The organism is Enterobacter sp. JBIWA005 (assembly GCF_019968805.1).
GTDB lineage: Bacteria > Pseudomonadota > Gammaproteobacteria > Enterobacterales > Enterobacteriaceae > Enterobacter > Enterobacter vonholyi.
In genome coordinates, this window is the sequence record NZ_CP074159.1 from 3,794,035 (window position 1) to 3,815,337 (window position 21,303).

General features: G+C 55.9%; 15 protein-coding genes. 3 read left to right on the plus strand and 12 right to left on the minus strand.

From position 1 onward, the window contains the following. Positions 1-23: 23 nt before the first annotated feature. The 12 genes from recD to rppH all read right to left on the minus strand — a co-directional run bounded on the left by recD (position 24) and on the right by rppH (position 18,354). A complete protein-coding gene (gene recD, locus KGP22_RS18000; RefSeq protein WP_223580438.1) occupies positions 24-1,844 on the minus strand; it encodes an exodeoxyribonuclease V subunit alpha in 1,821 nt (606 codons plus the stop codon). Next, entirely contained in the window at positions 1,841-5,383 is a 3,543-nt protein-coding gene (gene recB, locus KGP22_RS18005) for an exodeoxyribonuclease V subunit beta (protein WP_223580439.1), read from the minus strand. The genes recD and recB overlap by 4 nt, the downstream gene beginning before the upstream one ends. Next, positions 5,380-8,262, minus strand: a complete 2,883-nt coding sequence (gene ptrA, locus KGP22_RS18010; RefSeq protein WP_223580440.1) for a pitrilysin — start codon at positions 8,260-8,262, stop codon at positions 5,380-5,382. The genes recB and ptrA overlap by 4 nt, the downstream gene beginning before the upstream one ends. Positions 8,263-8,401: 139 nt before the next feature. After that, positions 8,402-11,776: an exodeoxyribonuclease V subunit gamma gene (gene recC, locus KGP22_RS18015; RefSeq protein WP_223580441.1), complete on the minus strand. Its 3,375-nt coding sequence runs from the start codon at positions 11,774-11,776 to the stop codon at positions 8,402-8,404. A 12-nt stretch (positions 11,777-11,788) separates the two neighbouring features. Then, complete coding sequence (locus KGP22_RS18020; RefSeq protein WP_133295081.1) at positions 11,789-12,112, minus strand: prepilin-type N-terminal cleavage/methylation domain-containing protein; 324 nt, start codon at positions 12,110-12,112, stop codon at positions 11,789-11,791. Next, the gene (locus KGP22_RS18025) at positions 12,097-12,498 is read right to left on the minus strand and encodes a DUF2509 family protein (RefSeq protein ID WP_223580442.1); all 402 of its coding nucleotides are present in this window, start codon (positions 12,496-12,498) and stop codon (positions 12,097-12,099) included. Before KGP22_RS18025 ends, KGP22_RS18020 begins: the two co-directional genes overlap by 16 nt. Beyond that, positions 12,495-13,055: a prepilin peptidase-dependent protein gene (locus KGP22_RS18030; protein WP_223580443.1), complete on the minus strand. Its 561-nt coding sequence runs from the start codon at positions 13,053-13,055 to the stop codon at positions 12,495-12,497. Before KGP22_RS18030 ends, KGP22_RS18025 begins: the two co-directional genes overlap by 4 nt. Next, positions 13,046-13,510 (minus strand): prepilin peptidase-dependent protein, encoded by a 465-nt coding sequence (locus KGP22_RS18035; RefSeq protein WP_111966104.1) that lies wholly within the window; start codon positions 13,508-13,510, stop codon positions 13,046-13,048. The genes KGP22_RS18030 and KGP22_RS18035 overlap by 10 nt, the downstream gene beginning before the upstream one ends. 184 nt (positions 13,511-13,694) lie before the next feature. Beyond that, on the minus strand, positions 13,695-14,489 hold the full coding sequence (thyA, locus tag KGP22_RS18040) for a thymidylate synthase (protein WP_111966081.1): 795 nt from the start codon (positions 14,487-14,489) through the stop codon (positions 13,695-13,697). A gap of 6 nt (positions 14,490-14,495) precedes the next feature. Next, on the minus strand, positions 14,496-15,371 hold the full coding sequence (lgt, locus tag KGP22_RS18045) for a prolipoprotein diacylglyceryl transferase (protein ID WP_023309046.1): 876 nt from the start codon (positions 15,369-15,371) through the stop codon (positions 14,496-14,498). 193 nt (positions 15,372-15,564) lie between these two features. Then, entirely contained in the window at positions 15,565-17,811 is a 2,247-nt protein-coding gene (gene ptsP / locus KGP22_RS18050) for a phosphoenolpyruvate--protein phosphotransferase (RefSeq protein ID WP_111966082.1), read from the minus strand. Between the two features lie 12 nt (positions 17,812-17,823). Continuing rightward, positions 17,824-18,354: an RNA pyrophosphohydrolase gene (gene rppH / locus KGP22_RS18055; protein ID WP_013098553.1), complete on the minus strand. Its 531-nt coding sequence runs from the start codon at positions 18,352-18,354 to the stop codon at positions 17,824-17,826. 683 nt (positions 18,355-19,037) lie between these two features. Here rppH and mutH point away from each other — a divergent pair. From mutH to KGP22_RS18070, 3 genes are all read left to right on the plus strand, one after another. Next, a complete protein-coding gene (mutH, locus tag KGP22_RS18060; protein ID WP_223580445.1) occupies positions 19,038-19,730 on the plus strand; it encodes a DNA mismatch repair endonuclease MutH in 693 nt (230 codons plus the stop codon). A gap of 128 nt (positions 19,731-19,858) precedes the next feature. Continuing rightward, positions 19,859-20,077 carry a YgdI/YgdR family lipoprotein gene (locus KGP22_RS18065; RefSeq protein WP_008499668.1) on the plus strand — a complete coding sequence of 73 codons (219 nt, stop codon included), beginning with the start codon at positions 19,859-19,861 and terminating at the stop codon, positions 20,075-20,077. 131 nt (positions 20,078-20,208) lie between these two features. Next, positions 20,209-21,249: an NADP(H)-dependent aldo-keto reductase gene (locus KGP22_RS18070; RefSeq protein ID WP_111966084.1), complete on the plus strand. Its 1,041-nt coding sequence runs from the start codon at positions 20,209-20,211 to the stop codon at positions 21,247-21,249. Positions 21,250-21,303: the final 54 nt, after the last annotated feature.

Here is a 21,303-nt window from a genome sequence, read left to right on the forward strand (position 1 = left end):
CACCGTCCAGCGAGGGCTTTCGTTCAGAGGGACTCAAATATCGCGCTCAGCCCGCTTCGGCGTTCCGTACGGGTGGCGATCGCCTGCACCAGCACCCGTTCATCGGCATAAAGCGACAGGCGCTGACGCGCGCGCGTAATGGCGGTATAGATCAGCTCGCGGGTAATAACGGGTGAAAGCTGCGTAGGCAGGATCAGCGCAGCATGGTTAAATTCGGAGCCCTGGGATTTATGCACCGTCATCGCCCAGGCGGTTTCATGCTCGGGCAAACGGCTCGGCTGGAAGGACTTCACGCTCCCGTCCGGCATCTGGAACCAGACGCGCAGGCCCTGACCGCAGTCTAGCGCAATCCCGATATCACCGTTAAACAACCCCAGCGCGCTGTCGTTGCGGGAAATCATCACCGGTCGCCCTTCATACCAGCGCGAATGCGGGGTACGGTTAATTTTGCGTTTTTGCGCCAGCAGCTGTTCCAGCCTGTCGTTGAGACCCCTGACGCCAAAGGGGCCTTCCCTCAGCGCACAGAGCAGCTGGTATTCGCCAAACGCGGCAATGACCTGCTCCGGCGCACTTTGCTGTTGTACGCTTGTCAGAAAGTGCTGGTACCCCTGCAGGGCGTCGTCCAGCATCGCCTGATACTCTTCCCCGTTTTGCAGCGATTTTTTCTCAATATCCGTAAAGGTTCCGGCAAACACCGCTGAGGTAGCGTGTCTGTCTCCCCGGTTTACGGCCGCCGCAAGCTGGCCGATTCCGGAATCGCTGCCGAAACGGTAGCTTTTCTGCAGCAGACACAGGCTGTCGCGCAGCGCCCCTGCAAGAGAGTGGCTTTCAGAGGTGAGCGTACATCCGGTAAGACGGGCTAACTCCTGAGCGCGTTCAGCGGTATATCCCAGGCTGGCATAGGTGCAAATATCGCCCAGCACTGCCCCCGCCTCTACGGAGGCAAGCTGGTCACGATCGCCGAGGAAAATGACGCGCGCGTGCGGCGGTAGCGCATCAATCAAACGCGACATCATCGTCAGATCAATCATTGAGGCTTCATCCACCACCAGCACATCCAGGTGCAGCGGGTTACCGGCATGGTAGCGCAGACGCTGGCTGCCAGGCTGTGCGCCAAGCAAACGGTGCAGCGTGCTGGCTTCATTGGGAAAAAGCGCAAGCTGCTCCCCGGTAAGCGGCAGCTTTTGCAGCGCGCCGCCTAACGACTCCGTCAGACGCGCAGCGGCTTTACCGGTGGGGGCCGCCAGGCGAATACGGCACTTTTGCTCCCCCGATAACTGAATCAGCGCGGCGAGCAGTTTTGCCACGGTGGTCGTTTTCCCGGTGCCCGGACCGCCAGAAATGACCGAGATCCGACGCGTTAACGCCACGGCAGCTGCCACTTTCTGCCAGTCTGTCGCATCGTCAGCGGTAAACAGCGCATCCAGCGTTTGCCGGAGCTGCGTTTCATCGCAGGGAAGCGGCGCGTTGCTCTCGCTGAAGAAGCGCGCCACCGTCAGCTCGTTACGCCACAGCCGGTTAAGATACAAACGTTCGCCGACAAGGATCATCGGCGTCCCGGTATCGGCTCCGCTTACGGCAGGCGAGCCGAGTAATATCTCCTGCCAGTCCACAGCGTCACCGAGCTGCGCGAAACACGCCTGTAAAGCCGGCGGCATTTTCTCATCCACCGCCAGACGCGACAGCGGCAGGCACACGTGCCCCTCTCCCGCGTCTTTGCTAAGAATGGCTGCGGCAAGCATGACGGCAGGCTCCTCACCTGCCACCATCATGGCAAACTGCACGTCCAGGTGGCGCAGTAATCGTTGTTCAACCGCGTCCAGCAGTAGCGCCTGCATCGTCATACCACCTCCTCCGTGTTCGCTGCAAACAGGTTATCCATTTTTTCAATCAGTTCCTCAGCCGGACGCGTGCTAAAGATGCCGGAACGCGGGTCGTTAGCATCCACGCCGCGCAGGAACAGGTAAATCACGCCGCCAAAATGCGCTTCGTAACGGTAATTGGCCATGCGATGGCGCAGGTAACGGTGTAGCGCCAGAGTGTAAAGCTGGTACTGCAGATCGTAGCGATGCAGTTGCATTGCCGACGCCATCGCCTGTTGGGTATAGGCTTCGCTGCTGTCACCGAGCCAGTTCGATTTGTAATCCAGCAGGTAGTAGCGTCCTTCGTGGCGGAAAACCAGATCGATAAAGCCTTTGAGCATCCCCTGCACCTGGCGGAAATTCAGCGGCGGGCATCCGGCAGATAGCGGATCGTACTCGCGGATCAGCGCATCAAGCGCCTCAGCCCTGAGCGGGCTGGCGATGGGGAGATAAAACTCCATCTCCACCTGCTTATCTTTGGCGGTCAACTGATTCAGCGAAATCCCCTGCGTAGTGAGCGGCGCGTGCAGAACCGCGCGGATCCAGTCGGTGAGAACCGGCTGCCACTGTGCGTCGTAACCACCGCTCTGTAACATCTTCAGCACCCACTCTTCGGAAACCGGCTGGGTGAAATCCAGCTCTTCAAACAGGCTGTGCAAAAACGTGCCCGGCGAAGCGCCGCGCGGGAACTGGTGTGGCGTCAGCACAGGCTCAACGGGTACGCTACCGGCTCCTGCGGCATCCACGTCCAGTTTTGGCATCAGATCCTGCGCAATACTCTGCCCGTGCTGCTGTAAGCCGGAGTAGCTGGTAACGCGCCAGTCGTCGGCAATGGTACGTACCACCTGACGGGCATGGAGATCTGACTCGTGCAGATCCGGCATGTGCCAGCGGCTGTTATCGGGCAGCGATGGAATATGCAGGGCAACATGCTCAGTGCAAAGCGATTCGATGCACTGGCGCAGGCCCGCCGCGTCTTTGGGCTCCCCCTGTTGAATAAGCCGCCCCAGCGCGCTCAGATGAAAATCGCTCTCCCCGGTCTTTTCGCCACGGCGACGGAACAGCGGCGCAACGCCCAGGCTGCAGTGCCATACCGAACGGGTCAGCGCCACGTAAAGCAGGCGCAGGTCTTCCGCCAGACGCTCGGCTTCGGCCAGCTCAACGCTGGACTCCGCGTTGCTGAGATCGAGCACCGCCTCGAACGACTCGCGATCGTGGTAAAAAGCCTGATCCTGCACGCGGTAATTGGCGATAAACGGCAGCCAGACCAGCGGATATTCCAGGCCTTTCGACTTGTGAATGGTGACGATCTGCACCAGATGTTTATCACTCTCGAGGCGCATCTGCTGGCTGGATGAATTGCTGTTCGGATCGGCAATCTGCTGCGCCAGCCAGCGCACCAGAGCGTGCTCGCTCTCCAGCTGCGTACCCGCTTCCTGCAAGAGTTCGCTGATGTGCAAAATATCGGTCAAACGACGCTCGCCGCCTGCGGTAGCCAGCATATTCTCGGCAATGTGGCGCTGTGCCATGAGCTCGCGCACCATCGCCATAACTCCACGCTTCTGCCATTTTTCGCGGTAGCGCACAAACTCCTCTACCACAGCATCCCACGCGGCTTCGTCATTGTTGAGCGCATCTATATCGCGCGCGTTCAGTCCGAGCATCGCGCTGGCTAATGCGCTACGCAATGTACTTTCCCGCTCCGGGGCCAGCACGGCCTGGAGCAGCCATAACATCTCCTGCGCCTCAAGCGTTTCAAAGACGCTGTCACGGTTCGAGAGATAGACGGAGGGGATATTCAGCAACGTCAGGGCGTCTCGGATTAATGCGGCCTCCTGACGGCTGCGCACCAGCACCGTAATATCCGATGCCTTTACCGGGGTGGGGTTATCCCCCTTCCACAGCAGCGCCTCGCCCCGCGCCCCGGCACTGAGCCAGTCACGGATTTGCGCAGCACAGTGTTGGGCCATGGCATTTTGATAGTCGGCAACGCCGCAGCCTTCCCCATCCAGCAGCCAGAACTTCATGGCAGGCTGCGTCACGCCGTTAAACTCGAAGCGCAGCGAGGCATTTTTCGGGGCAAATTTTACCGGCTGAAACGGGATCTCCCGAAACATAAACGCCGTATCCATGCGGCTAAAGAGCGCGTTGACGCTTTCCACCATGCCGGGAGAGGAGCGCCAGTTGGTATCGAGCGTGTAGTGTGCGTCAACCTCGCTGCGGGCTTTCATATAGGTGAAAATATCCGCCCCGCGGAAGGCGTAGATGGCCTGTTTCGGATCGCCGATTAACAGAAGCGCAGTGTCGGGCTGCTGGCGCCAGATACGGCGGAAAATGCGGTACTGCTGAGGGTCGGTGTCCTGAAATTCGTCTATCATCGCAACCGGGAAGCGGGTGCGAATCGCGGCGGCAAGCGCTTCGCCGTTTTCACTGCACAGCGCCGCATCAAGGCGGCTCAGCATATCGTCGAAACCCAGTTCACCCCGGCGGCGTTTCTCGCGCGCCACGGCTTCGCGAATTTCGGTCATGGCGCGAGCGATCATCAGATCGTTGAGCGTAAGGTTATCCGCCAGCAGGGTTTCTATTGCCACAAACAGGGGATGCTCAGGCACAATGCCGTCGGCTTTGGTCCGCTCAGCCAGGAAACACTGGGAGAATTTCTCCAGCGCGTCCGGGAGCTGGTAGCCCCGCGTCTCTTCCTGCGCCCAGGCGCTGATCTTGTCGATCCATTTCCCCTGATTGCCGCGGTTGAACTTGCGACGATCGATGCCGGAATTTTCGATGATGGCGTCAATCTCACCGACTGACTCCATCCATTTTTGCTTGATGTCCGCAATTTTCGCGATGATTTTTTCATGCCGTGAGGCCAGAGTTTCATCTGCTGGCGGCGGGGATTTGATTACCGGCGCTTCGCCCTGCAGATAACGATCGATCGCGCGCAGCAGCGCCTCCGGGCCTTTCCAGAGCGCGTGTACCGCTTCGGCAATATCACGCTGTAAGGGATAGCAGTGGCGACGCCAGAAATCCGCGCAGGCCTGATAGCGAAGCACGGATTCATCTTCAATGAGCTGCTGTTCGAACAGCATTCCGGACTCGAACGCATTCAGGCTCAGCATACGCTGGCAAAAACCGTGAATGGTAAAGACGGACGCTTCGTCCATCTGCCGTTCAGCGAGCAGCAGCCACTGGGCTGCCTGCTGCTTATCGGCAATCTCTTCCAGAAGGCTGGCGTAGAGGGGGTTATCCGTGCTCTGACGCAGACAGGCGATGCGCAGCTCGTGGATATTGGTACGAATACGGCCCCGCAGCTCCGCGGTAGCGGCCTCGGTGAAGGTGACCACCAGCAGCTCTTCCACGCTCAAAGGGCGTGGAAAAGCAGCGTTGCCGCCAAGCCCTAACAGCAGGCGCAGATAGAGGGCGGCAATGGTGAAGGTTTTTCCCGTTCCCGCTGAGGCTTCAATCAATCGTTCACCCTGCAGAGGTAAACGTAAGGGATCAAGGGGCTCAGCGGTATCGGTCATTCTTTCTTACTCCAGGGCATAGATTGCTGCAGCGCGCTGACGCTCTTCCAGACTTTCCAGCCTTTCGGGTTTACGTACTCCGTTTTCCCGTTCTGGCTACCGGAAACCTGAGACAGGATGGTTATTCCCTGCGGCTTAATGACCGCCTGATGGAAGAAGTCGGCAACCTTCTGCGGCGTCAGCTGTTTTATCTCGGCCACTACTTTATCACGCGAATCAAATTTCAGATTACCGCGATCGAAATCTTTGCTCAGCTGCGAGGCTTCTTCACCCAGCGTCTGCGGCGGCTGCATCACCTGCGCGATGACGGCCTGCTGGATCTGAGCAAATTCCTCCGGCTTCATGGCACGCAGTTTTGCTTCCACCTGCGGGAAGAAGGCCTGGTAACGCTGCCAGAGATACGCCGGTTGTTTATCGCTGCTTTGCAGCAGGAAACCCAGCCCCCACTGACGACCGACGTTCATGGAGAAGGCAAATACCGCGTAGCCAAGCTGCTCCTCTGTGCGTAACTGGTTATAGAACCACGGCTGAATAATCTGTCCCAGCACGGCACTCTGCGCCGAGCTGGCGAATTCATCATAGCCCGTTGGCACAAATACCGCGGCCAGCGCGGAATCCGTGCTGTTACCCGCCTTTTCAAAAATCACATTTTGCTTTTTCTCAACCAGCACGTCCTGGTTGCGGCACCACTCGTCGCCTTTAGAGCCGAGCTGAGTGCGAACATTCTGCGCCAGAGTTTTGGCCTGCTCCTCACTCATGTTGCCGACAATCAGGAACTCCGGACGCGTGTTGGTTTTCAGCGCGTCGCGGTACGCCAGCACGTCTTTTAAGGAGATTGAAGGCAGCAGCGCGCGGCGCTCCTCTCGTTGGAAATAAGGAACCTGCGACAGCATTTGCGCCGGCATAAGCGCAAGATCGTAGGCCTTGCCCTTCTCGGCAGAATCCATCATCTGGGCATACCAGGATTTAGCCTGCTCAAGCTGCTCTTCCGTCGGCGTGTAGCTGAAGTAGCCCTCCAGCAAGGCCTGGAACAGCTGAGGCAAGCGCTGAGTATAGCCGTTCGCATTAAGCATCAAACCGTTATTGGCGTTGGTGGAGAAGCTGATCCCGCCCACGGCGGCCTGGTTGCTAAGCTGATCGAGAGCGATACCGGCGAGATAGTCATTGAGTGCGAACATCACCTGATTTTTGGCGCTGTTCATTGCTTTCGGGTTACGCAGCACCACGCTGACATCGGCTTTTGGCTCACTGGCAAAATAGCGGCTTGGGGTATACACGACGCGCAGCGTTGGCTCATCAATGATGAGTTCTGGATGCGGGTAATCTTTCGTCGTTTTGATCAGCGAGAAATCATCCGGAATATAGGGGTTCAGCTCCGGCAGCTTCAACGCAATCTCCCCGGCCTTCTTCTGCCAGTCGGCGAAGGTCTGGGCGCTGATTTTATCCACCTGATAAGGGGCATCGACAAAGTACGCCGTCTTGTTATGCGGTTCGTTCGGGCTGATGTACCAGATGCGGGCATTTTCCGGCGTCATCATCGCCAGGCGAGCTTTTACCGCCCCGGCATCATACCGGTCGGCAATATTTACCGCGTCGAGGGTATGTTCCACCGGCACGCGGATCATGGTATCCGCCAGCCACTCCACGTAATCCATGTCTCGGGTTATGGATGGGTAGCGGAAATCGAGATCCAGCACGTGCGCGAGTTCATCAAAATAGCGCTTATCGACGCCTTTCTCGCGCAGCAAAGCGAGGTAGCTAAAGATAGCCGCCACGACTTCATCGCGGTTGGCCAGCCCTTTGTCGGTCAGGGTGGCGGAGATCGCCAGTACGCCGCTATTACCGTTCACTACCGGATCGGAATCGGCGCGAATACCTTCCGCCAGCCCCTGCTTTTGCAGCCAGTCAGACAGCGTACCCGGGCTACGGTTACCTATCAGGTAGGTCACCAGCTCATCGGTTTTACTGCGAAACTGCGCCGTGTTGTTATCAATGCGGAATTCGACGCGCAGCACTTTGCGCGGCATGGCAGGAACGTAGTGGATCACAATACCTTTTTGCGCGTCCGTGACCACCGGAACGGTTATTTGCGGCAGGTCGATATTTTTATTCGGCACCCGGCCAAACGTTTTGGCCGCCATGTCTGCCAGCTCAGGCAACGGTTTATTGCTGTAGATGACCGCTTTCATCAGGTTGGCGGAGTAGTATTTATCGCGAAACGCGTGCAGGGCATCCAGCACCGGGCTATTCGGTTTGTCGCTCAAGGTTTCGAGGTTACCGCCGGAGAAGCGCGAACCCGGGTGTGCAGGGTTGATGGTTTCGGCGCTGACCTGCGCCATGCGCATACCGTCTCGCGTGCGGGCCATGGTCAGCTCGGCATTCACCGCATTGCGTTCACGATCGGCGTATTTTTTATCCAGCAACGGCGCGGCGATGGAATCAGCAAGACGATCGACTGCCCCTTCCAGCGCATCATTTTCGACTTCGAGATAAAAGGCCGTGCGGTACGGTGCCGTACTGGCATTGTGGCTACCGCCATGCATCTTGAGAAATTCGGACAGGCTATCTGGCTGTGGATATTTTTTTGACCCCATCAGCGTCATATGTTCCAGATAGTGTGCAAGTCCAGGATGAGCGTCAGGATCTTCCAGCGACCCAACCGGCACCACTAATGCCGACAGGGATTTCACCGCCTGCGGGTCGGAAACCAGCAGCACGGTCATGCCGTTATCAAGACGAATAGCCTGATATTGACGGGTATCTTTTTCGCTCTTACGGATAGTTTCCTGAACGGGTTGCCAACCGGAGTCTGCGTGAGTGACGGGCGCCCAAAGGGCAATAAACAAAACAAACGCTTTAATCAAGGTGCTGCCTGGCATTACGACCTCTTTATCACGGCTACATCATTAACAAACTGCGTGCTGGACACGCCAACATCTCTTTCTTTGGGTACATCAGTCCGTGATAAGAAGTGCATCATAAATGAACACCCTTAGCTGCGCAATTTTTATACAGCGCTCAGGACTGATTAAATTTAAACAACGGCAGCAGGTAGCGCTGCGCCTCTTCCGTGATAGCCTCCAGGTACTCTGGCTCAAGCGTTCGCCATAAGCGCTGATACCAGACATCTTCACCTTCGCCACGCACCATCATGTTACCTTCGTAGGCCTGCATAAACTTACTGCGGGCTTTCTGCAGCGAAGCCTCATCCGTTAACATCGCATCATTCTGCGCGTCATAACAGGCTTTTATCCAGGCGCCGCCACTTTCCGGCAGTAGCAGGAGGGGTTTGTTCATTCCCTGGCGGTAGCCATCAATGTACAAAGACAGATACCGTAACGCCTGATCAGACTCCATCGGCGGGAAGCGCCATTCGCCCTCTTTGCGCACGAAAATGCGGCTTTCGCCTTTATGCCCACCCGCACTGTAGACAAGATGTTCCAGCCAGAGTTGCAAACCCTGTGAAACGCTAAGCATTGAAGGCCGCCAGCGAAGCAGCCCATCCTGCTGAACCTGGGTTAACCAGCCTGTGAGCTGTACCCCGTTGCAGTTGAGATCGATTTCAATACTATTCCCTGGCTGTCGGCACGCTCTTACGCGCTCTGCCAGAGCGGTCATCTCCTGACACTGCGCCTCCCAGACGATCTCCCCGAACGCCCCATAAGGCAACTGTCCCGCAGCGCGGTAGCGGCGGTAAAGTTTTTCAGCATCTTCCTCTTCAACCAGCGCATTCAACAGCTGCAGGTTTAACTGGTAGCGCTCCAGACCTTCCAGCGTAAACGGCTCTGCATCAGGAATTTCACTCTCTTCAGAACGGAAATTGACCTGTAGTCGCTGCTGGAAGAAAGCGCGCACCGGATGCGCCCAAAACCGCTGAAGCTGCTCGAAGGTCAGGGTGTCGACAGGGCGAGGGTCGAGTTCCTGAATAAAATCGGTATGCGCATTCCCCTCTTTTTTCGCCGCTGGCAGCCACTCCTGCGCATAGCTCTGGCGCTCGCTGGCCGTATAGTTCACCGGGTCAAACGGCATGCGGCTGTGGAAACAGGTGATATGGTCTTTCACCCTCTTCTCGCTTTCATCGCAGTTGCGCTCTTCATCCCCCGGCAGGTAGTGGCTCTGACCGATATAATCCACCAGTTCCTGCACCAGAGCGGAGGGGAAACGCTCGCTGTTGTCCTGAATCGAACGGCCGATATAGCTGATATAGAGCTTACTCTGGGCGGAAATAAGCGCCTCAAGGAAGAGATATCGGTCATCATCACGGCGGCTACGGTCGCCCCGTTTTGGATTTGCGCTCATCAAATCGAACCCCAACGGCGCGAGCGCGCGAGGATAAACGCCGTCGTTCATGCCAAGTAAACAGACCACTTTAAACGGGATAGAACGCATTGGCATCAGGGTGCAAATATTGATGGGGCCTGCCAGGAAACGCTGGCTGATTCGCTCCTGGTCAAGCCGCTGCGTCAACTCATCCCTCAACAGCGACAGCGGAATGGCCTCCTGATAGTGGGAATTGACGCCTTCGTCGATGATAGCCTGCCACTGCGTTTCAATGAGCGCCATCGCCGCTTCGGTGTCATTGTCCGGCAGGAAGAAATCATTAAGCAACGCTCTGCAAACCGGGAGCCATTCTTCAAGTCGACGCGGCTGTAGCAGCTCGTGTCGCCAGCGGTTAAGCTGCATCAGGAGCGATGCTAAATGCCCCACCAGTTCAGCAATTAACCCGCTGGACTCATCGTAAGGCAGCACCTCATTCCACTCGCCCTGACTGCTCTCCATGGCGTAGCCCAGCAGCATACGCGTCAGGCCAAATCGCCAGGTGTGCTGCCCGGTTGGAGGAAGTTCGAACTCCTGAACGTTATCGTCATCGATCCCCCAGCGAACGCCAGACTCATTCACCCACTGGCGAAGGTAGCGAAGCCCCTCTTCATTGATGTTGAAGCGTGCAGACAGAACGGGAACATCCAGTAACGCCAGGACATCTTCGGAGATAAAGCGGCTATCCGGCAGTGAGAGTAAAGTGATAAACGCCTGCAATGCCGGATGCGACTGACGGGCACGACGGTCAGAAATAGCATAAGGAAGATATCGCTCGCCCGTCGCGCTGCCAAAGACGGCCTGAATAAAGGGACTGTAGCTGTCGATATCCGCCACCATTACCACGATATCACGTGGCGTCAGTTCGGGATCGTCCTGCAGCATCGCCAGCAGCTGGTCGTGAAGCACTTCGACCTCACGCTGAGGGCTATGGCAAACATGGATCGTGATGCTGCGATCGTCAGCGTCCAGCTTACGCTTGCTGTCGCTGCGTTCGAACTCGTTCGCCGTCACGCCCATGACGGCACGGTTTTCCAGATCCAGAATATCTAACTGAATATTATGCAGCAGGCTGTCCGGAGCGATCTCGACAAAGGCATCCACGTCACCTTCGCCTGAGGAAGTGATGTCTGAAAGCATGTGAATGTAGTCACGCCCCAGCTTCCCCCATGAGGCAAGCAGCGGATTGGGCAGGTTCTGGATACCATCTTCGTCAAAAAGCTGCCCGGCAGTCGAGCCGTCCTTAAACAGCGGGACGGACCGTTCTTCAAAAAGGCGCTTTCGTTGGCGAGTTACCAGACGCGCAAGCCAGCGTTCATCGAGGATATCCCCCCAATACTGTCGGCAAGGGTTGGTGAACAAAATATGAATATCAATATGTCTACCCAGCGCATTCAACGCCTTTAGATAGACAGGGGGTAATGCGGATATTCCGCAGATAAAAACGCGTGACGGTAGTCTTGCTGGACGCTCTGTCGCATTTTCGAGTATTGAAATAAACCGATCGTACAGGTTGGCACGGTGCCACTTAGGCTGCCCAAGTTTCTCCGTATGCTCTACCAGCGCTTTCCACAGCGGTGCCTGCCATATTTGCGCCTCCGGCAGACCTTCAACCAGCTCGCCCGATTCCCAACGAATTAACCAGTCAGAACGGTAAACAAGGTATTGGTCGTAGAGATCGGCAGTACGCGACGCCAGCTGGAATAGCTTGCGCTTGTCGGTATCGTCATTGAGGTAGTGGCGCAGCATGGCGAATTCATCATGCTGCAGCATTTCCGGCAGCAGCGCCATGAGCTTCCAGCTCATGGCCTGCTTGTTGAAGGCGCTCTGCTCCGGGATGTCCGGCAACACGCGCACAAACATCTCCCAGATAAAGCTCGCGGGCAGCGGGAAATCAATATTTGCGGCTATGCCAAATTTACGGGAAAGCGACATTTGCAGCCACTGTGCCATACCGGTGCTCTGCACCAGCACCATTTCAGGCTCAAAAGGATCGTCAAGCCGCTCGCGCTCTACGATAAACTCCATCAGCGCTTCCAGCACATCCAGACGATTTGAGTGGTAGACCCTTAACATAGACGCTCCCGACTACTGGCTAACCGGGCAATGCAGACGCGTTAACTCACCGCGCCGCCCCAGAGGAGAAATAAGTGTAACCGTGATGCTGACACATCCTGCGTGCGTTGTCTGCCCCCGACTGGCCTGCCAGCCTGCAGGGAGAACATTTGTTGAGAGCTGAGACTGATTCCAGGCATGGTGCCAGAGCTGGCGATACTGGTTAAACAGGGTAAACCGCGCCGCCAGCGCCCGGTGATAACCCGACAAAGCCGTCACGACGATCACCAGCAGCATCATCGCCAGCAGGACTTCCACCATGCTAAACCCTTTTTCTTTGCTCACGGCAGCTGGCATAACGCGCTCTCCTTAAGGGGACAAAAATCACTCCAGCCGTGAGGCAAAAAGCGAACTTCCCCGTCGACAATCTCTGCTGCGCGCCAGAGCAACAGGCCACTATCTCCGGCAACCAGTAACGCGCGCCCCTCACTCAGCAGGCGCAAACACACTCGCCACGCAGGTGTCTTTTTGCACTGAATCTGGGGCTCTGACGACCAGCTCTGAACCCGTCCCCACTCAAGCGCTGACTGTACCGTCGCCTGCTGCTGAAGTGAGCGGCTCTCGCCGCCAACGAGCGCGCTAAACGTTATGAGCTGCTGATTGAGACCCGTGAGGATCAGTGTCCCTAGCACCAGTAAAAGCAGAACCAGCGCCAGCGAAGATATGCCGCGTTGACGATTCACAGGTTGTATCCCGTGACCGTATACAACGCCTGCCAGGGCTCCCCCTTCTCGCCTTTGCGAATCGCCGCCATTTCGATATTCACCTCTGGCGCAAAACCGGCATGCTCCACTGTTCTTACTACAAAATGCGCGATCGTAAGCCTGCTCGGGTCAGTAAGCTTTTCCCATCCTTTTCCTTCACATGAAGTCGCTCCACGCAGGGTTTCCAGCGCCCCCGACTCCAGACGAAAACCGGTGCTGTCATTTTCTGATGCGCTGTTATCCCAGTTGCCGTTACTGTTGGCGTCCGACCGCACAATGACGCAACTTCCAAGCCTCGCGGTCACCAGCGCCTGCCCCTGACAGTTTCCCGCGCAGTACCCCGCACGCTGAAGCTGTTTGCCCACGGAAAACAGATGATGCCAGACCTCTTCCTCTAGTTCTCTCTGGCCGGATTGCACTAAGACCGCTCGCTGCAAGCCGGGTAAAAATCGCGATGCGCTTATCAGCAAAAGGCTGCTAATCGCCGTAGCAATCAGAACTTCAGTCAGCGAGAAACCATGCTGCCTCATCGACATGAACCTCCCCCAATGACCTTACACATCCTGATGCGTCCTCCATTTGAGACAATAATCAACCACTCTCCTGCACGGCTTTGAACGCGTATCCGCCCTGCCCACGCCGTATCCCTTAATCCATAGAACGCGAGCGACGGCGTTACCTCGCCGATCGCGACTTCAGGCCAGAGTGGTATCAGCACAAAGGGGCTGCCCTTCTCACAGCCTTGGGCGGCAGAGCTCACCAGACAGTCCCGGCCTCCCACCCGCTGATGGGTAATTTGATGGTCGCGGTTGTAGCGGTTGGCATGATTGCGTAGAAAAAGCAGGTAATCTCGCACCTGACTGGCGGTTTGCCACAGCCGCTGCTGCCGCTGCCAGCTGTCCCATCCGTACAGCCCTGAGGCGCTAAGAATAACGACAAGCGATATGGCGACCAGCGTTTCGATAAGCGTAAAACCGTTCTCTTTTTTCATACCGGAAGTGTGGCGAAGCGCCGTGAACATGACGAGCATCGAAATATCGTTTTACGAGGCGTTATCCGCAGAATTGGGAGGGTTGCAGCGTGTTGCACGCTTTCTGGATAGCGCTTCGGGAAACGGGATATAGGCGAAAAAAAACCGGCGCTAAACAGCACCGGTTGTGTCACGCTTTATCGCATCAGATAGCGACGGGCGCTTTGATGCCCGGATGTGGGTCGTAGCCCTCAATTTCGAAATCATCAAAGCGGTAATCGAAGATTGATGCCGGTTTACGCTTGATAACCAGCTTCGGCAGCGCACGCGGTTCGCGCGTCAGCTGGAGATGCGTCTGTTCCATATGGTTGCTGTAAAGATGGGTATCCCCTCCGGTCCAGACAAAATCACCCACTTCCAGATCGCACTGCTGCGCCATCATGTGGACCAACAGCGCATAGCTGGCAATGTTAAACGGCAGGCCGAGGAACACGTCACAGGAGCGCTGGTAGAGCTGGCAGGAGAGCTTCCCATCCGCCACATAGAACTGGAAGAACGCATGGCACGGTGCCAGCGCCATTTTATCCAGCTCGCCGACGTTCCAGGCGGAAACGATGATGCGGCGCGAGTCCGGATCGTTTTTCAGCTGGTTCATCACGGTGGTGATCTGGTCAATATGGCGGCCATCAGGCGTTGGCCATGCGCGCCACTGCTTGCCGTAAACCGGGCCCAGGTTGCCATTTTCATCTGCCCATTCGTCCCAGATTGAGACGTTATTTTCGTGCAGATACGCTATGTTGGTATCGCCTTGCAGGAACCAGAGCAGTTCATGAATGATCGAGCGCAGGTGGCAGCGCTTTGTCGTCACCAGAGGGAAGCCTTCCTGCAGGTTGAAGCGCATCTGGTGGCCAAAAATGGAGAGCGTACCGGTGCCGGTGCGGTCGTTTTTCGGCGTGCCCTCGTCGAGCACTTTTTTCATCAATTCAAGATACTGTTTCATGGTTCCTCAGGAAATTTGTTGCTGTGGACGACGACGATACGCCCAAATCATCATAATGGCACCCGCGACAATCATCGGTATGGAGAGGATCTGCCCCATGCTGATGTACTGTACCCATTCGCCGGTAAACTGTGCGTCTGGCTGACGGAAGAACTCGACGATAATACGGAATGCGCCGTAGCCAATAAGGAACAGGCCGGAGACAGCGCCCATCGGACGCGGTTTGCGGATAAACAGGTTGAGAATGATAAACAGCACCACGCCTTCCAGCGCCAGCTCGTACAGCTGAGACATATGGCGCGGCAGAACGCCGTAGGTATCGAAAATGGACTGCCACTCCGGATGTGATGGCAGCAGCGCGATATCTTCCGCGCGGGAGCCCGGGAACAGCATCGTATAAGGCACGCTCGGGTCGACGCGGCCCCACAGCTCACCGTTGATAAAGTTACCCAGACGACCGGCGCCCAGACCAAACGGGATCAGCGGCGCGATAAAATCTGAAACCTGGAAGAAGTTGCGTTTGGTGCGTTTGGCAAAAATCACCATCACCAGGATCACCCCAATCAGGCCGCCGTGGAAGGACATGCCGCCGTCCCAGACACGGAACAGATAGAGGGGATCGTTCAGGAATACAGGGAAGTTATAGAACAGCACGTACCCAATACGGCCACCGAGGAACACGCCGAGGAAGCCCGCATAGAGCAGGTTTTCGACTTCGTTTTTCGTCCAGCCGCTGCCGGGACGACTGGCGCGACGGCCAGCGAGCCACATGGCAAAAATGAAGCCCACCAGGTACATCAGACCGTACCAGTGAAGCGAAACAGGTCCTACTGAGAAAATGACCGGATCAAATTCCGGAAAATGCAGATAACCACTGTTCATCTGTCACCACAAGATGTTGTTATTCCGCTGAAAGTGGACAGCGGTAGAAATGCGATTCTGCCGTAAGCAGAGGCTCCAAAGTTGCGAATCATAGCATAAGGCGGGCGCGGAGGATGCGCCCGAGATGTAAAAGATGTGTATAGGTTGTTATGCCCGCTGGTGCCCTCTCCCACCGGGAGAGGGAGAAAGACGATTAGCGGCCGCCGCGGATTAGGCCGCCCATACCGCGTCGTTCCATAAACGCCGCGACCTGGTGACGGACCTCAGCAGCCAGCTGCGCCTCAAGGCTGCGTTCTGCGAGTTCGCGAGCATCATTGATGTCGATATGTCGCAGCAGGTATTTCACGCGGGCGACAGCGCGACCGTTCATCGACAGATGGCGGTATCCCAGACCAATCAGGATCGCAACGCACATGGAATCCCCGGCCATTTCACCGCACAGGCGTAAATCAATGCCGTACTGCTCCGCTTCACGGGCAATCATCGCTAACGCGCGAATGATCGCCGGATGCAGGCTGTCGTAGATACTGGCGACGCGGGTATTGTTGCGGTCGACGGCCAGAATATATTGCGTCAGGTCGTTCGTGCCGACAGAGATAAAATCAACACGGCTTGCCAGCTGCGGCAGCATAAAGACCATAGACGGCACTTCAAGCATCACGCCGATCCGCGGTTTCGGGATCGCATAGCCGATCATCTCTTCCACTTCACGCCCGGCACGTTCGATCAGCCGCCGCGACTCGTCTATCTCATCAATGCTGGTGACCATCGGCAGCAGGATGCTGAGATTGCCCGTCGCCGCGTTGGCGCGCAGCATCGCGCGCACCTGGATCAGGAAGATCTCCGGCTGATCGAGCGTAATGCGGATCCCACGCCAGCCCAGGCACGGGTTTTCTTCGCTGATCGGCATATAGGGCAGCTGTTTATCCGCCCCGACATCCAGGGTTCGCAGGGTGACAGGTTTGTCGTTAAACATCTGCAGCATCCCCTGATACTGCGCCACCTGCTCCTCTTCGGAGGGGAAACCGCTCTGCAGCATGAACGGGATTTCAGTACGGTATAAGCCAATGCCGTCGATGCGGCTGCCAAGCTTTTCTTCATGCTCAGGGCTTAAACCGGCGTTGAGCATGACTTTGATACGCTCGCCGCTCTTAAGCTGTGCGGGCAGGTTAACGTCATCTTCCGCCAGCTTGCTTAATTCATTCTCTTCGCTGATAAGTCGCTGGTATTCCTGGAGAAGAACCGGCTCAGGATCGACCAGCAGCTCACCGCGATAGCCGTCGACCACCAGCGTACGTCGGTGCAGTACCGACGGCTGAATGTCCGCCCCCATAACGGTAGGGATACCCAGCGCGCGCACCATAATGGCGGCGTGTGAGTTGGCGGCACCATCGCGCACCACGACACCGGCCAGCCTGTCCTGCGGCAGTTCAGCCAGCGTGGTTGCCGACAGTTCATCGGCGACCAGAACAAACCGTTGAGGCCAGGCATTCGGCCCCTGAATGGTGTCATCAAGATGGAACAGCAGACGTTGCCCCAGGGCCCGGAGATCTCCAGCCCGCTCTTTCAGGTAACCGTCGGTCAATGCCGCAAATTGGTCGGCAAATTTCTCGATAACCTTCTTAACGGCCCACTCCGCGACCGAGCCTTTATCCACTTCAGCAAAAAGCTCACGACGCAGACGCGCATCGGAAAGCAGGTGCGAATAGAGGTCGAAAATGGCCGCTGTCTCTTTTTGCGCACCTGCGGCAAAACGTTTGCTGTAACGACGAAATTCATTCGCCGCCTCTTCCAGCGCGGCGGTAAGACGCTCGCGCTCAAGCGCTTCATCAAGCGTTGAGGCTTCGTAAACCTGCTCCATTAACGGCAGCGTGGCATCCATCCAGCCTTCAGCAATCGCTACGCCTGGCGATGCCGGAAGGGCACGAATGCGCGTATGGCGATACTGGCCAAAGAGCGCGGCAAGCTGAGACTGGGAGAGGATCGCCGCCATCTGCGTGGCCAGCGTGACGAGGAAAGACTCCTCGCTTTCGTCATACTGACGTAGCTCACGCTGCTGGACGACCAGCACGCCGAGCAGCTGGCGACGCTGGATAATCGGTACGCCAAGGAAAGCGCGGAAGCGCTCTTCTTTTACGGAAGGGATGTATTTAAAGCTGGGGTGTTTTTGCGCGTCAGCAAGGTTGATGGGTTCAGCCAGCCGCCCAACAAGACCGACGATACCCTCATCAAATGCGAGCGTTACGGTGCGTCCACGTGGCTTCTTCAAACCACGGGTCGCCATCAGGTAATAGCAGCGCCGATCGTGGTCGGCCAGATACACCGAACAGACCTCGGTCTCCATCGCAAGACAGATGTCGGTGACCAGAATATTCAGCGCCTCGTTCAGACGCGGAGCGCTGGCCACCTTCTCGACTATTTCTCGCAAGCGGGTGAGCATGATTTGCGTAGCTTAACCTCTTTTACGTCGCCAGGCAGGTGCGCTCTGCGGCTTAGGCGGGATCTCCTGAAGCTGCATTACCACACTTGCAAACTCTTTCATCACCCTACGGTAAACATCGCGTTTAAATGACACGACCTGACGAACAGGATACCAATAGCTCACCCAGCGCCAGCCATCGAACTCCGGCGTACTGCTGGTTTGCATATTGATGTCTGAATCGTTGCCCACCAACTGCAACAGAAACCACTTCTGTTTCTGGCCGATACAAACCGGCTTTGTGTCCCAACGCACCAAACGTTTCGGTAACTTGTAACGCAACCAGTTGCGGGTCGAAGCCAGGATGCGAACATCTTTCCGGCTCAAACCGACCTCTTCAAAAAGCTCCCGGTACATCGCTTGTTCTGGGGACTCTCCCGGATTGATCCCGCCTTGCGGGAACTGCCAGGAGTGCTGACCATATCGCCGGGCCCACATTACCTGGCCCTGACGATTACAAATTACTATTCCTACGTTCGGGCGGTAGCCATCGTCATCAATCACCGGACTACCCCAAACTAAACCTTATATATGAATGATTGTTTCACACTACAGGGAGGCGGTAAACCACTCTCTTACAGGGCTGCAACCTAATAACATTTGAATAACTCACAAATAAGTGCTGAGTTATAAACAGATGAGAGCCATTAAAAGGAATTTTATTCACCTTTTCTGTGGATATAGTTGTGAAGAAGTGTCTAATTACCGATGAACAACCTCAAACAATGCCGTCCCACCCTTTTTAGCTTAATTCAATAATACAATTATTTTCATATAGTTAAATGCATTTTCATGAACACAAAACAGAATAGCGTGACGATCGTCACATCAGGGATCGTCGTGCTGATGAAAGATCGAACAGCGTCGGTTTTATCCACAGATTGTGCCAATAAGTTAGTCACAATTTGTTTGAAATTTCGATTTTCCTCGCACGTCAAGGCTGTAAATTGAAACAGTAGTCAGGGTTATGCCCAGTTATCCCATTTTTCTGTGGATAACATGGTGTAAGATCCTGTTCATTGTCAGTGACCAGATTTGAACAACCCGTTTTCCGACTCTGGTGAAACGATTTCAAACCAGTAAAAAAACATATAAATCATGTACATGGAATATTCGTACAGAAATAGTTAAACTCTATCCACAGGGGACAATTTCTTCGTTTATTTTTTAATCAAAAGGTTACCATCATGCATCCGCTTACACCCTTGTTTTTACCGCCGTCCAGCGAGGGCCAGTTGCTACAGCAGGCACAGCGTCTTGCAGGCTTTTCGCTTGGCGAGCTGGCGGCAATGGCAGGGCTTCAGATCCCGAAGGATCTTAAGCGGGATAAAGGCTGGATCGGTATGCTGCTTGAACTATGGCTGGGTGCCAGCGCAGGGAGCAAACCTGAGCAGGATTTTGCTGCACTTGGCGTGGAGTTAAAAACTATCCCTATAGACAGCCAGGGCAAGCCGCTTGAGACCACATTTGTCTGCGTTGCGCCATTAACCGGCAATACCGGCGTGACGTGGGAAACCAGTCACGTTCGCCACAAGCTGAAGCGCGTGTTGTGGGTACCGGTTGAAGGTGAGCGTCAGATCCCCCTGGCTGACCGTCGCGTTGGCGCACCGCTGCTCTGGAGCCCGGACGAGGATGAAGAGCATCAGCTGCGCCTGGACTGGGAGGAGCTGATGGACATGATTGTGCTTGGGCAGGTAGAGCGCATCACCGCCCGACATGGAGAAGTGTTACAGCTGCGTCCGAAAGCGGCCAACAGTAAAGCACTTACCGAGGCAATCGGCGCGCAGGGTGAACCGATACTGACGTTGCCGCGCGGTTTTTATCTCAAAAAGAATTTCACCGGCGCGCTCCTGGCACGTCATTTCCTGTTAAAAACATAGTTTTTTACTTATTTTGCGAGCTCTCAAACATAATCGACTGCTTTTTAAGATTTTACCGCTTCCTCAAGTCGCCATATCGGGTTAATACTAGATTATGATTTGATACAAGCCAGATGAGGACGATAACGATGAAAAAATGGGCAGTATTAGTGTCAGCAGTCGGTTTAGCGTTTGCCGTATCGGGCTGTAGCAGCGATTACGTCATGGCGACAAAAGATGGTCGAATGATCCTGACCGATGGCAAACCCGAAGTCGACGATGATACCGGTCTGGTCAGCTACCGCGACCAGGAAGGCAATAAAATGCAGATCAATCGCGACGAAGTATCGCAAATTATCGAGCGATAATCAGAGAGAGGTCAGTCGCTTGCTGGCCTTTTTGATTTTTTTCTTCCCCTTTTGCTTCCCCTCTGCCATGTTTATATTCCTTTGTCGGGCACGCCCTGACGCGGTCTATAAGTCTACTGAGGAAGCCGGCTATGCATTATCACCGTATCCCCCACAGCGCTCTGGAAATAAGCCAACTGGGGTTGGGCACGATGACATTTGGTGAACAAAACAGCGAAGCCGATGCCCATGCACAACTCGATTACGCCGTCAGCCAGGGCATTAACCTGATTGATGTTGCAGAAATGTACCCAGTTCCGCCACGCCCTGAAACGCAGGGACTTACCGAAACTTACGTCGGTAACTGGCTGGCAAAGCGCGGCAACCGTGAAAAGCTGGTGATTGCCTCAAAAGTCAGTGGCCCCGCGCGCAATAACGATACCGGGATCCGTCCGAACCAGATCCTCGATCGCAAGAATATCCGCGCCGCTCTGGATGCCAGCCTGAAGCGCCTGCAAACCGACTATCTCGACCTCTACCAGGTGCACTGGCCGCAGCGACCAACCAACTGCTTTGGCAAGCTCGGATACAGCTGGAATGAGAGCGCCCCCACCGTGACGCTGCTGGAAACGCTGGAAGCGCTGACCGAGTGCCAGCGCGCGGGAAAAATCCGCTACATTGGCGTATCTAACGAAACGGCCTTTGGGGTCATGCGCTATCTGCACCTGGCGGATAAGCACGATCTGCCGCGTATTGTGACTATCCAGAACCCGTACAGCTTGCTTAACCGCAGCTATGAGGTGGGTCTGGCTGAAGTGACACAGTATGAAGAGGTAGAGCTGCTCGCCTATTCCTGTCTCGGCTTCGGCACGCTGACGGGGAAATACCTGAACGGCGCGAAGCCGGCGGGGGCGCGAAATACCCTCTTTAGCCGCTTCACCCGCTACAGCGGAGAGCAGACGCAGAAAGCCGTTGCTGCCTATGTGGATATCGCAAAGCGTCACGGTCTTGACCCTGCACAGATGGCGCTGGCCTTCGTGCGTCGTCAGCCGTTTGTTGCCAGCACCCTGCTGGGCGCGACCACGATGGAACAGCTGAAAACCAATATTGAGAGTTTCCACCTGAACCTGAGTGAAGACGTGTTAGCAGAGATTGAAGCGGTGCATCAGGTATACACTTACCCGGCACCTTAATAAAAGCAAAACGGCAACGCAGGTTGCCGTTTTAGAGGTTGCCCCCTCTCCCTG

Coding starts and splice junctions, on each gene's coding strand:
- recD (WP_223580438.1), bottom strand. CDS start 1,844: ATGACGATGCAGGCGCTACTGCTGGACGCGGTTGAACAACGATTACTG.
- mutH (WP_223580445.1), top strand. CDS start 19,038: ATGCATCCGCTTACACCCTTGTTTTTACCGCCGTCCAGCGAGGGCCAG.
- thyA (WP_111966081.1), bottom strand. CDS start 14,489: ATGAAACAGTATCTTGAATTGATGAAAAAAGTGCTCGACGAGGGCACG.
- ptsP (WP_111966082.1), bottom strand. CDS start 17,811: ATGCTCACCCGCTTGCGAGAAATAGTCGAGAAGGTGGCCAGCGCTCCG.
- lgt (WP_023309046.1), bottom strand. CDS start 15,371: ATGAACAGTGGTTATCTGCATTTTCCGGAATTTGATCCGGTCATTTTC.
- KGP22_RS18065 (WP_008499668.1), top strand. CDS start 19,859: ATGAAAAAATGGGCAGTATTAGTGTCAGCAGTCGGTTTAGCGTTTGCC.
- ptrA (WP_223580440.1), bottom strand. CDS start 8,262: ATGCCAGGCAGCACCTTGATTAAAGCGTTTGTTTTGTTTATTGCCCTT.
- KGP22_RS18035 (WP_111966104.1), bottom strand. CDS start 13,510: ATGAAAAAAGAGAACGGTTTTACGCTTATCGAAACGCTGGTCGCCATA.
- recC (WP_223580441.1), bottom strand. CDS start 11,776: ATGTTAAGGGTCTACCACTCAAATCGTCTGGATGTGCTGGAAGCGCTG.
- recB (WP_223580439.1), bottom strand. CDS start 5,383: ATGACCGATACCGCTGAGCCCCTTGATCCCTTACGTTTACCTCTGCAG.
- KGP22_RS18070 (WP_111966084.1), top strand. CDS start 20,209: ATGCATTATCACCGTATCCCCCACAGCGCTCTGGAAATAAGCCAACTG.
- KGP22_RS18020 (WP_133295081.1), bottom strand. CDS start 12,112: ATGCCAGCTGCCGTGAGCAAAGAAAAAGGGTTTAGCATGGTGGAAGTC.
- KGP22_RS18030 (WP_223580443.1), bottom strand. CDS start 13,055: ATGTCGATGAGGCAGCATGGTTTCTCGCTGACTGAAGTTCTGATTGCT.